At 60.0% G+C, this 12,219-nt stretch carries 10 protein-coding genes, 2 tRNA genes and 1 riboswitch; of the genes, 1 reads left to right on the plus strand and 11 read right to left on the minus strand.

The window, feature by feature from the left end; translation table 11 throughout:
- Position 1: 1 nt before the first annotated feature.
- From ACW55A_RS26305 to ltaE, 6 genes are all read right to left on the minus strand, one after another.
- Positions 2-75: transfer RNA gene (locus ACW55A_RS26305), tRNA-Arg, on the minus strand.
- Between the two features lie 109 nt (positions 76-184).
- A tRNA-Ser gene (locus ACW55A_RS26310) sits at positions 185-275 on the minus strand.
- 62 nt (positions 276-337) lie between these two features.
- Positions 338-526 carry a carbon storage regulator CsrA gene (gene csrA / locus ACW55A_RS26315; protein WP_002554426.1) on the minus strand — a complete coding sequence of 63 codons (189 nt, stop codon included), beginning with the start codon at positions 524-526 and terminating at the stop codon, positions 338-340.
- 170 nt (positions 527-696) lie between these two features.
- A complete protein-coding gene (locus tag ACW55A_RS26320; protein ID WP_003369901.1) occupies positions 697-1,929 on the minus strand; it encodes an aspartate kinase in 1,233 nt (410 codons plus the stop codon).
- A 91-nt stretch (positions 1,930-2,020) separates the two neighbouring features.
- Positions 2,021-4,645 (minus strand): alanine--tRNA ligase, encoded by a 2,625-nt coding sequence (alaS, locus tag ACW55A_RS26325; RefSeq protein ID WP_498811835.1) that lies wholly within the window; start codon positions 4,643-4,645, stop codon positions 2,021-2,023.
- A 144-nt stretch (positions 4,646-4,789) separates the two neighbouring features.
- The gene (gene ltaE, locus ACW55A_RS26330) at positions 4,790-5,794 is read right to left on the minus strand and encodes a low-specificity L-threonine aldolase (protein ID WP_003434582.1); all 1,005 of its coding nucleotides are present in this window, start codon (positions 5,792-5,794) and stop codon (positions 4,790-4,792) included.
- Positions 5,795-6,006: 212 nt separating this feature from the next.
- A riboswitch (FMN riboswitch) is annotated at positions 6,007-6,172 on the plus strand.
- A 126-nt stretch (positions 6,173-6,298) separates the two neighbouring features.
- Here ltaE and ACW55A_RS26335 point away from each other — a divergent pair.
- Positions 6,299-6,811, plus strand: coding sequence for a 6,7-dimethyl-8-ribityllumazine synthase (locus tag ACW55A_RS26335; protein ID WP_003369893.1), 513 nt, complete (start codon positions 6,299-6,301; stop codon positions 6,809-6,811).
- 106 nt (positions 6,812-6,917) lie between these two features.
- Here the strand turns inward: ACW55A_RS26335 and astE are convergent, their stop codons facing one another.
- From astE to astA, 5 genes are all read right to left on the minus strand, one after another.
- Positions 6,918-7,925 (minus strand): succinylglutamate desuccinylase, encoded by a 1,008-nt coding sequence (gene astE / locus ACW55A_RS26340; RefSeq protein ID WP_003434579.1) that lies wholly within the window; start codon positions 7,923-7,925, stop codon positions 6,918-6,920.
- 11 nt (positions 7,926-7,936) lie between these two features.
- Positions 7,937-8,224, minus strand: a complete 288-nt coding sequence (locus ACW55A_RS26345) for a hypothetical protein (RefSeq protein WP_003314741.1) — start codon at positions 8,222-8,224, stop codon at positions 7,937-7,939.
- 61 nt (positions 8,225-8,285) lie between these two features.
- Positions 8,286-9,632 carry an N-succinylarginine dihydrolase gene (gene astB, locus ACW55A_RS26350; RefSeq protein ID WP_058397095.1) on the minus strand — a complete coding sequence of 449 codons (1,347 nt, stop codon included), beginning with the start codon at positions 9,630-9,632 and terminating at the stop codon, positions 8,286-8,288.
- 46 nt (positions 9,633-9,678) lie between these two features.
- On the minus strand, positions 9,679-11,145 hold the full coding sequence (gene astD / locus ACW55A_RS26355; RefSeq protein WP_060708064.1) for a succinylglutamate-semialdehyde dehydrogenase: 1,467 nt from the start codon (positions 11,143-11,145) through the stop codon (positions 9,679-9,681).
- Complete coding sequence (astA, locus tag ACW55A_RS26360; protein ID WP_498811831.1) at positions 11,145-12,170, minus strand: arginine N-succinyltransferase; 1,026 nt, start codon at positions 12,168-12,170, stop codon at positions 11,145-11,147. Before astA ends, astD begins: the two co-directional genes overlap by 1 nt.
- Positions 12,171-12,219: the final 49 nt, after the last annotated feature.

The following is a 12,219-nucleotide window of genomic DNA, read 5'->3' on the forward strand; positions in this document are numbered from 1 at the left end:
GTGCACTCGACAGGATTCGAACCTGTGACCGCTCGGTTCGTAGCCGAGTACTCTATCCAGCTGAGCTACGAGTGCATGTGTTGGTGCCGCGCATTATAGGTCGTAAAATTGTTTAGTCAAGCACTTTTTCTAGTAAATTCAACAACTTACAGATCAAGCCCAATCTTACGCACTACATAAATAATGGCGGAGAACGGGGGATTCGAACCCCCGACACCCTTTTGAGGTGTACTCCCTTAGCAGGGGAGCGCCTTCGGCCACTCGGCCAGCTCTCCGCAACACGGGGCGTATAATAACCACCCTTTTCCCCGTTTGCAAACCAAAAATTCAATAAAAATTAATGGCTTGGTTCTTCGTCCTTCTCTTTCTTGATACGCAGGTAAATCTCTTCACGATGAACCGCGACTTCCTTGGGCGCATTGACACCAATACGCACCTGATTACCCTTCACTCCGAGCACGGTGACGGTGATCTCACCATCTCCAATGATCAGGCTTTCCGCGCACCGACGAGTCAGAATCAGCATACTTTTCTCCTTACGCCTTTATTCAGGGACAACAGTCTGCAAACCTATAGGCAGTGACAGTAGCAAAACGCCATAACCACTACCTGTATATCGACTAACGCAAAGAAAACAAAAGCCCTTCTGCGCAGCACCCGAAAGACGCGGTCACGCCGCGCCCTTCGATGACAGGGTCATTCACCCTGCCGCGGAGCATCCAGCTCAAAGGCCGTGTGCAGTGCGCGCACAGCCAACTCCAGGTATTTCTCTTCGATGACCACGGAAACCTTGATTTCCGATGTGGAGATCATCTGGATATTGATGCTCTCCTTGGCCAGCGCTTCGAACATACGACTGGCAACGCCGGCATGCGAGCGCATACCAACGCCGACGATGGACACCTTGGCGATCTTGGTATCGCCGGAAACCTCACGCGCGCTGATTTCACGCGCGGTTGCCTCAAGCACCTGCAAGGCCGCCTGATAGTCGTTGCGATGGATCGTGAAGGTGAAATCGGTGGTGTTATCGTGCGAGACGTTCTGCACGATCATGTCCACTTCGATATTGGCCGCGCTGATCGGGCCGAGAATCTTGAACGCCACGCCGGGGGTGTCTGGCACACCACGGATGGTCAGCTTGGCTTCATCGCGGTTGAAGGCGATGCCGGAAATGATCGGCTGTTCCATGGATTCCTCTTCATCGATTGTAATAAGGGTGCCCGGCCCCTCTTTGAAGCTGTGCAGAACGCGCAGCGGGACATTGTATTTGCCGGCGAATTCGACCGCACGGATCTGCAGCACCTTGGAACCGAGGCTGGCCATTTCCAGCATCTCTTCGAAGGTGATCTTGTCGAGGCGCTGGGCCTGCGACACGACGCGCGGATCAGTGGTGTAGACGCCATCGACGTCGGTGTAGATCTGGCACTCGTCCGCTTTCAGCGCCGCCGCCAGGGCAACACCGGTCGTGTCCGAGCCACCACGCCCGAGGGTCGTGATGTTGCCGTGTTCGTCGACACCCTGGAAACCGGCGACCACCACCACACGACCCGCTTTCAGGTCGGAGCGGATCTTCTGGTCGTCGATCTGCAGGATGCGCGCTTTGTTGTGCGCGCTGTCGGTGAGAATACGCACCTGATTGCCGGTGTAGGACACCGCCGGAACGCCACGCTTCATCAAGGCCATCGCCAGCAGCGCGATGGTCACCTGCTCGCCCGTTGAGACAATGACATCCAGTTCACGGGGAACCGGCTGATCACTGATCTGCCTGGCCAGCTCGATCAGACGATTGGTTTCACCGCTCATGGCCGACAGCACGACCACCAGGTCGTCACCCGCCTCACGGAATTTCTTGACCTTGTCGGCCACCTGCTCGATGCGCTCTACAGAGCCCACGGAGGTGCCGCCAAATTTCTGTACGATTAAAGCCATCTCAAAGCCGCCTCAAATCCCGTTAAGAGCACCCATTAACATTCGAGTCCAAGTAAGGCCTGCCGGTGTGCGGCAGGCCTGCTGACCCGACTCAGATACCCTGCTCTACAAAAGGAACGGCCATTGCCAGCGCTGAATCCAGCGCACCGGCATCGACACCACCGCCTTGAGCCATATCAGGACGGCCGCCACCTTTACCACCTACGGCGGCAGCTGCCTGCTTCATCAAATCACCGGCTTTGAGTTGGCCAGTCAGGTCCTTGGTCACGCCTGCAACCAAGACAACCTTGTCCTCATGAACACTGCCGAGCAGGATCACTGCGCGGCCGAGCTTGTTCTTCAACTGATCGACAAGCGCCAACAGCGCCTTGCCGTCCTGACCATCCAGGCGCGTGGCCAGAACCTTGACCCCTTTGACATCCAGCGCAGCTGATGACAGGTCGTCACCGGCGGCACTGGCTGCCTTGGCTTGCAGTTGTTCCAGTTGTTTTTCCAGCAGACGGTTGCGTTCAATCACCGCCGTCAGCTTGTCCAGCAGGTTGTCGCGATTGCCTTTGACCAGCGTCGCGGCTTCCTTGAGTTGATCTTCGGCCGAATTCAGCCAGGCCAGGGCCGCAGCGCCGGTGACTGCCTCGATACGGCGCACGCCTGCTGCGACACCGCCTTCACTGACGATCTTGAACAGCGCGATGTCACCGGTGCGGCTGGCGTGAATGCCACCACACAGCTCGACGGAAAACTCGCCGCCCATGCTCAGTACGCGAACGCTGTCGCCGTACTTCTCGCCGAACAGCGCCATGGCGCCCTTCTTCTTCGCCGTGTCGATATCGGTTTCTTCGGTCATGACCTCGGTGTTCTTGCGAATCTCGGCGTTGACGATATCTTCCAGCGCGCGCAGTTGCTCGGCCTTGATCGCTTCGAAGTGGCTGAAGTCGAAGCGCAGACGCTGACTGTCGACCAGCGAGCCTTTCTGCTGAACGTGCTCACCCAGCACCTGACGCAATGCGGCATGCAGCAAGTGAGTGGCCGAATGGTTCAATTTGGTTGCATCGCGAACTTCATCAGCCACTTGTGTTTCAACCTGCGCGCCAACGCTCAGGCTGCCGGACGCCACAACGCCGTGGTGCAGGAAGGCGCCGCCGGTCTTGGTGGTATCACTGACGTCAAAGCGCGCGTCACCGGCCTGCAGGAAACCACTGTCACCGATCTGACCGCCCGACTCGGCGTAGAACGGAGTGACGTCGAGAATCACCACGCCCTCTTCACCTTCATTCAGGTGAGAAACCGACTGGCCTTCCTTATAGAGGGCCACGACGCTGGCGCTGCCAGTGGTCGCCGAGTAACCGGTGAACTGGGTGGCCACATCGACCTTGACCAGGCTGTTGTAATCCATGCCGAACGAACTGGCCGAACGGGCGCGCACGCGCTGGGCGTCCATTTCACGCTCGAAGCCTGCTTCGTCCAGGGTCAGATTACGCTCACGGGCGATGTCGCCTGTCAGGTCCATCGGGAAGCCATAGGTGTCGTACAGCTTGAACACCACTTCGCCCGGAACCACGGTGCCTTTGAGGTCGGCCAGATCCTGTTCGAGAATTTTCAGACCTTGCTCGAGGGTCTTGGCGAACTGCTCTTCTTCGCCTTTGAGTACGCGTTCGATGTGCGACTGCTGCTGCACCAGCTCAGGGAACGCAGACCCCATCTCGGCAACCAGCGCGGCAACGATCTGGTAGAAGAAGCTGCCCTTGGCACCCAGCTTGTTGCCGTGACGGCAGGCGCGACGAATGATGCGGCGCAGCACATAACCGCGACCTTCATTGGACGGCAGCACGCCGTCGGCGATCAGGAAGCCGCACGAGCGAATGTGGTCAGCCACGACCTTCAGCGAAGCCAGGTTGTCATTGCTGCAACCAATGGCCTTGGCAGACGCAGCCAGCAGGCTCTGGAACAGATCGATTTCGTAGTTGGAGTGCACGTGCTGCAGAACCGCACTGACACGCTCCAGGCCCATGCCGGTATCGACCGAAGGCGCTGGCAGCGGGTGCAGCACACCATCTGCAGTCCGGTTGAACTGCATGAATACGTTGTTCCAGATTTCGATGTAACGGTCGCCGTCTTCTTCTGGCGAGCCTGGCGGGCCACCCCAGATTTCCGGGCCGTGGTCGAAGAAAATCTCGCTGCAAGGACCGCACGGGCCGGTATCGCCCATGGTCCAGAAGTTATCGGAGGCGTACGGTGCGCCTTTGTTGTCGCCAATGCGAACCATGCGCTCGGCTGGCACGCCGATCTCCTTGGTCCAGATGTCATAGGCTTCATCGTCAGTGGCGTACACCGTGACCCAGAGTTTTTCCTTGGGCAGGTTGAGCCATTTTTCGGAGGTCAGGAACGTCCAGGCGTAGGTGATGGCATCACGCTTGAAATAGTCACCGAAGCTGAAGTTGCCCAGCATTTCGAAAAAAGTATGGTGACGGGCGGTATAGCCGACGTTTTCCAGGTCGTTGTGCTTGCCACCGGCACGCACGCATTTCTGACTGGTAACGGCGCGGGTGTAGGCGCGCTTTTCCTGGCCCAGGAAGCAATCCTTGAACTGGTTCATGCCTGCGTTGGTGAACAGCAGGGTTGGGTCGTTGCCCGGAATCAAGGAGCTTGAAGCGACACGAGTGTGGCCTTGCTCTTCGAAGAAGCCAAGGAAGGCTTCACGGATTTCTGCGCTTTTCATAGGTTCTTCCACGGAGACTGCGGCCAGAGGCAAGTGCAAAACGTCAAATGACGTAGCGACGGCAAAGGGCCGCATTATATAGGCGTTGCGCCCTCGGTACAGTGTGTTTGTGCGATAGAAACAAGTAACTGGATTATCGGCATGTCATGAGTGTTCAAAGGCTGCGAATGCGGCGATGACCTGTTCGATCTGAGCGCGCGACACGTTCAGGTGGGTCACCATACGCAGCCGCGGTGCGGCCGTGAGTACGATGCCCCGCTCGGCGCAGAACGCCTTGAGCGATGCCGCGCGCTCGCCGATCGGCACATAGACCATATTGGTCTGTACCGGCTCGACAGCGTAGCCGAGCCCACTTAGGCCTTCAGCCAGAAACGCCGCGTTGGCATGGTCATCCGCCAACCGCTCGACCTGATGATCCAGCGCGTAGAGCCCTGCCGCAGCCAGCCCTCCAGCCTGACGCATGCCACCGCCCAGCATCTTGCGCAAGCGGCGGGCCTTGGCGATCAAAGGGTGCGAACCGCAGAGCACCGAGCCGATCGGCGCGCCCAGCCCCTTGGAGAGGCAGACCGAAACAGAATCGAAGTGCCGGGTAATCTCGCGAACATCCACACCCAGCCTGACCGAAGCGTTGTACAGCCGTGCGCCGTCCAGGTGGAGAGCGAGCCCCTTTTCCAGGGTCAGGGTACGCGCGGCAGCCAGGTAGTCCAGGGGCAGCACTTTGCCCTGCATGGTGTTTTCCAGAGCCAGCAGGCGCGTGCGGGCAAAGTGAAAGTCATCGGGTTTGATGGCGTCGAGCACCTGCTGCAGGTCCAGAGAACCGTCGGCCTGTACCTCCAGTGGCTGCGGCTGAATGGAGCCCAGCACTGCCGCACCGCCACCTTCGTACTTATAGGTGTGGGCCTGCTGGCCGACGATGTACTCATCGCCACGTTCACAGTGCGCCATCAGCGCCAGCAGATTGCTCATGGTGCCCGACGGCACGAAAAGCGCGGCGTCGAACCCGAGACGCCCGGCGAGCGTTGCTTCGAGCAGATTGACCGTAGGGTCCTCACCGTAGACGTCATCGCCAACGGGCGCACGTGCCATGGCATCGAGCATGCCGGCCGTAGGCAGAGTCACTGTGTCGCTGCGCAGATCGATGACAGTCACGAAAAAGCTCCCTGAAGTTGAAGATCGATAATGCATGCAACCTTTGGCTTGCAACAAGGCATTACTGAGGCCGCGGTACATGATAATCAAGCACCGCCGCTCTCGATACTCCGTGCCCTTATAAGAAAAAGGTAGGTGTACCGTACGAAAGTGTCCATGCATGATCCAGCGAACTATGATAAAAATCTCGCGCCGGCCACGTAAAGTGACGGCAACGTTCTCAGGGCGGGGTGCAATTCCCCACCGGCGGTAATGATGCGCAATGCGTCTAGCCCGCGAGCGCTTGGGGATCGCGGCTTTGGCTGCTATCTGCAAGGTCAGCAGACCCGGTGTGATTCCGGGGCCGACGGTCATAGTCCGGATGAAGAGAGAGCGGGATTGGTGTCAGCAAGAACGTCTGTAAAACCTATCCATGAACGACATCGTTCAGGAGGCTTTCCTACGCAGCTTGAATCCCTTTCGATCCAAATGCCCTGTTTTTTCCATAAACAGGAGTCAGAACACGTGCAACCAACTGCAATCGACAGCAAAAGCAAAAGCCACGCAAACGAGCGTGTCGCGTTCATCCAGGCCTGCTGGCACAAGGATATCGTCGACCAGAGCCGTAAAGGGTTTATCGCCGAGATGGCCAATCAGGGCTATGCCGAAAGCGATATCGACATCTTTGAAGTGGGCGGCGCCTTTGAAATCCCGCTGCATGCAAAACTGCTGGCCAATACCGGCCGCTACGCTGGCATCGTCGGCGCCGCACTGGTAGTGGACGGAGGCATCTATCGTCACGAATTCGTCGCGCAGTCAGTGGTCAGCGCATTGATGCAGGTCCAACTGGAAACCGAAGTACCGGTGTTCTCCGTGGTCCTGACACCGCATCATTTCCATGCAGGCGAAGAGCATCAGAAGTTCTTCTTCGATCACTTCGTGCACAAGGGCGAAGAAGCGGCCAAGACCTGCGCTGACACCCTGAACAAGGTACGCAGCCTGCGCCGTCTGGATGCACAACAGAAAGCGGCCTGCTAAGACGAAGCATCGGTAGGTGTTCTCCCGGACACCTATCGTTCCTCACGCTCCAGCGTGGGAATGCCGTTCTGGACGCTCTGCGTCCGGTCTTGAGGGTGCCGGGCGATCAGCCGAGGCTATCCGCATCAGTGGGTACGATCAGAATCCCCGCCCGCAGGCCGTTTTTGACCCTGGGGTTGGGGAAGATGATCCTCGCACCCTCCTCTTCCACTACCCAGCGTGAACCACCCGCGTCTTCGGCCAGCACGTAGCCTTTTTCCAGCGGCGAGAAGTTTTCGACGTCATCGGCCAGATTGAACGTGAACGCATCGGTACGCTTGATCACTTCCCGCGCCACGCTGAACAGCTGCAACCCTTCAAGATCGTCATCCCGCTCGGGCTCGGTGCCCTCGATGAGCTGCTCGAGACACAAGCGCAGAGGCCCAAGATTGACCTGCTGGTTCTGCCCGAACGGCCGCGCCTTGCCCAGTTCCAGAGTGAAGGCCTCGGCACCCAACTGATCGTAGGTGTAGGCGCTGAACACAATGGACGGCTTGTTTTGCAGCAACACCGCACTCATACCCGCAGCCCGCAGCCGGGCCAATTCAAGCCGCGAATGATTACGTCCTTCCTTCCACGGGTACAGCGCGAATTGCTCGATCGTCGAGCCACGAATGGCCGTGTGCAGGTCGTAATGCAGGCGGTAGCGGTCCGGCAGGCTGAAGAAAGTGGCTGCCAGTCGCTCCAGCTCGCAAGCGCGCAAGGCCTCGGCGCCACCACTCTGCTCGTGCCGGCCATTGAACAGCCGATTGACATCCTGCTCGACAAAACGCGTCCCGCGTCGCATGGCGTCGGGATTGCCGAACAGGAACAGAATACGTGCGCGCGGTTTCAGGTCGCCGCGCGCGATGCTGCGAATCAGTTCATCCAGCAGCTCGATGGGCGCCGTCTCGTTGCCATGGATACCGGCAGACAGCAGCAGATCGGTGCCATTGTCACGAACTTCTGGCGGGCGGACTTCCAGCGCGCCCTCGCCCATCCAGCGCATGCGCACGCCTTCGACGGTCAGTTGAGTCTTCTCCGCTGGCTCACGTCCAGCCAGGGTCAGTTCAAGCAGTTTGCCGAGGGCGAGCATGGCGCGCTTCCTTAGTGGTTGCAGTCAGGGCCGTGAACGTGACCGTCTTCCTCGACACCCATGTCGGCTGGCTCCATTTCCAGTTGCAGACTGACCAGATTGGTCGCCAGCGGACGCAGCAGCAGGTTGGCGTATTCGGCGTCGTCTTCTTCGACGTCAACGCCGATCAGCAACTGGCCACGGCCATCCTGCTGAATCCACAATTCCTTGCCCTGCCAGATGACGGCAACGCGGGTGCAGGACGTTTCCAGCTGGGTGCCATCAGTGTCTTCAAGGATCAGTTGCAGGGCGTCGCTCATGTAGGAATGCTCTCTATAAATGAAATAGTGCGCAGGACAATTGCCCGACGCGCAGGGTGCTTCAATTCAGTTGAAACGGATACACCGCGCCCAGTTTAAGGATTTGCGTCAGTTCATCCAATGCTGTGCGACATTCGTTGAGCAATCGGGGGTCGGCCAGATCGCTTTCACTCATGCGGTCCCGGTAGTGCCTGTCGACCCACTGCGTCAACGTTTCGTATAACGGCGCGGTCATGATCACCCCCGGATTCACCGCCGCCAGCTCGGTGTCATTGAGCGCCACACGCAAGCGCAGGCAGGCCGGACCTCCGCCGTTCTGCATGCTTTGCTTGAGGTCGAACACCTTGACCTCGGCAACCGGGCTGTCATCGGCAATCAGCCGTTGCAGGTAAGCCCAGACGCTCGCATTAGCCTGGCACTCCTGCGGCACGATCAGCAGCATCGAGCCATCGGGCCGCGACAACAGCTGGCTATTGAACAGATAGGAGCGCACGGCATCCTGAACCGAGACCTCGGCACGCGGTACGCAAATAGCCCGCAACTGCCCGCCGACACGACTGAGTTTGTCGCGCAGCTCATCGAGCATCGGCTCGGTATTGAGGAAGGCGTCCTGGTGATAGAACAAGACCTCACCGTTGCCGACCGCAATCACATCGTTATGGAACACACCCTGATCAATGACCGCCGGGTTCTGCTGACTATAGACCACGCCGGCCTCGCTCAGACCGTGCAGCCGCGCAACGGCGCGTGACGCCTCCAAGGTCTGACGGGCCGGGTACTTCTGCGGCGCCGGGTAGCGCGTGTCGAACGCACTGCGACCGAACACGAAAAACTCGACCCCAGCCTCGCCGTAATCACGACAGAAACGGGTGTGGTTGGCAGCGCCCTCATCGCCGAACTGCGCGACAGCCGGTAACGCAGGGTGATGAGCGAAATGCTTTGCATCGGCGAACATGGCGCCCAGCACGCGAGTGGTGGTCGGATGCTCGATGCTGCGGTGGTATTTGCAGTTGAGGTTGGCCGCCGTGAAATGCACGCGCCGATCGGCAGTGTCGGCACTGGGGCTGACCGTGGCCGCGTTGGCCACCCACATGCTGGATGCCGAGCAACTGGCGACCAGCAGTGGCATGTCCTGACGGGCCGCCTTTTCAATCACCTGCTCATCGCTGCCGGTGAAGCCCAGACGGCGCAGGCCGGACACATCAGGACGTTCCTGCGGTGCCAGCACGCCTTGGGTAAAACCCAGGTCCATCAGCGCCTTCATTTTTGCCAGGCCTTGCAGCGCCGCCTCACGCGGGTTAGCGCTTTGCTGGCTGTTACTCTGGGAGGCAACGTTACCGTAGGACAACCCGCCGTAGTTGTGGGTTGGCCCGACCAGACCGTCAAAATTCACTTCACAGGACTTCATCGGCAAGGCTCCGTGGATCTGTTTTTATAAGCAATCGTGCGCACTGTCAGCTCAGCCTGATACCGGGGGTCAGTGTCGCAGGCAGCGTCAGGCTGTCCGCCTCCAGCGAAGCCACCGGATAGGCGCAATAATCGGCCGCGTAATAGGCGCTGGCGCGGTGGTTGCCCGAGGCACCGACCCCGCCGAACGGAGCGCTGCTGGCGGCTCCGGTCAACGGCTTGTTCCAGTTGACGATCCCGGCACGGCTGTGCAGCCAGAACTGCTGATAACGCGCTTCGGAGTCCGAGAGCAAACCTGCGGCCAGGCCATAACGGGTGGCGTTGGCTTCGGCGATGGCGGCGTCAAAACCGGAGTAGCGAATGACCTGCAGCAGCGGGCCGAACAGCTCTTCGTCGGGTCGATCCGGCACCGCGCTGACATCGATAATGCCCGGTGTCAGCAGCGCGGCGCCGGGCTGCGGCTGGCGCATTTCCAACAGGGTCAGCGCGCCGTTGGCGAGCAGCTTGCGCTGCGCGTCGAGCAAGGCACGTGCGGCCTCCAGCGAAATCACCGAGCCCATGAACGGCGCAGGCTGTTGATCGAACGCCCCGGCTTCGATAGTCGCGCTGACGCCAACCAGTCGTGCCAGCAAGGCATCCCCCCAGTCGCCTTCGGGCACCAGCAAACGACGCGCACAGGTGCAGCGCTGGCCGGCGGAAATAAAGGCCGACTGAATGATGGTGTACACCGCTGCATCGATGTCCTGAACCTGATCGACGATCAACGGATTGTTACCGCCCATTTCCAGCGCAAGAATCTTGTCCGGCCGACCGGCGAACTGCTGGTGCAGCGCATTGCCAGTCCGGCTCGACCCGGTGAAGAACAGGCCGTCGATGCCCGGATTGGCCGCCAGCGCGATACCGGTTTCGCGACCGCCCTGCAGCAGGTTCAGGACACCGGCAGGCAGCCCGGCTTCGATCCAGCAGTTGACGGTCAGCTCAGCGACCTTCGGTGTCAGCTCGCTGGGTTTGAACAGCACCACGTTGCCCGCCAGCAAGGCCGGGACGATATGGCCGTTGGGCAGATGCCCCGGAAAGTTGTACGGGCCGAACACAGCGACCACGCCATGCGGCTTGTGGCGCAGTACCGCAGTGGCGTCGCCCAGTGGCCCGCTCTTTTCACCGGTTCGTTCGCGATAGCTCTGCACCGAGATGGCGATCTTGTTGACCATGCTGGTCACTTCGGTCGCCGACTCCCACAACGGTTTGCCGGTTTCTTCACCGATGCAGTGCGCCAGCGCGTCGGCATGATGCTTGAGACGTGCAGCGAAGGCTTCCAGTACCGCGATGCGCTGATCCAGAGACAGCAGCGCCCAGCCGGGAAATGCCTGACGCGCCGCCTGCACCGCTTGCTCGACCTGCGCGGAGCTCGCGCCACGCCCGGACCACAGCACCTGCTGAGTCATGGGGTTCAGCGACTTGACCAGCTCACCCTGCCCTTCCTGCCAGGCACCTGCGATGTAAAGGCTATTCATCAAACGCCCTCCCGCGCCGCAGACAAGGGCACCGCGCGTACGTTGTCGCCGGCACTCATGCGCAGCCGCCTGGCGGTTTGCGGAGCGACGACCAGCGTGCCAGCGGCAAAACGCGCAGCGCCTACGGTCACGCGGCAGTCTTCACGCTTGCGGTTGTAGATCAGGAACTGTGGAGCATCGTCACCGGGCGTGCCGATGGCCAGCACCAGCGCCTGGCTGTCCTTGATTGCGCGAATCTTGCCGGTCTCGCACTCGATGGCCGGGCCGGCATCGAAGATGTCGACATAACCCTGATACGAAAAGCCCTCGCTCTTGAGCATGGTCAGCGCACGCTCGGTGTCGGCGTGCACCCGACCAATCACGTTGCGTGCGTCTTCGGAAAGAAAGCAGCTGTACAACGGAAACTTGGGCATCAGTTCGGCGATGAATGCCTTGTTGCCCACGCCGGTCAGGTAATCGGCCTGGCTGAATTCCATCTTGAAGAAGTGCCGCCCCAGGCTTTCCCAGAACGGCGAACGGCCCTGCTGATCGGACATGCCGCGCATTTCGGCAATGATCTTGTTGCCGAACAGCCTGGGGAATTCGGCGATGAACAGCATGCGCGCCTTGGACAGCAGGCGGCCGTTGAGGCCGGTGCGCGAATCGCTGTGCAGGAACAGCGAGCACAGCTCGGAATTGCCGGTCAGGTCGTTGGCCAGGAACAGGGTCGGAATTTCCCGGTAGATGTTCAGCTCCTGTGAAGCACTCACGGTCAGACCAACCCGGTAGTTGTACCAGGGCTCGCGCAGACCGACCGCTCCGGCGATGGCGGAAATGCCCACCACCCGGCCGTCATCATCTTCCAGCACGAACAGGTAATCGGCGTCGCCGCGCTCGGCTTCGCCGCGAAAGGTCTTTTCGGCCCAGCCTACCCGATGCGCCAGACGCTGCTCATTGGCGGGCAGGGTCGTCAGACCGGCGCCGGTGCTGCGCGCCAGCTCGATCAACGCGGGCAGGTCGCTGCTGCGTACAGGACGAACGATCATGTTATCTCCTCAGCGGCTCATCAAGAGCCTTGAAACTCGCTAATCAGCT

Source organism: Plantibacter cousiniae (nom. nud.), assembly GCF_977070315.1.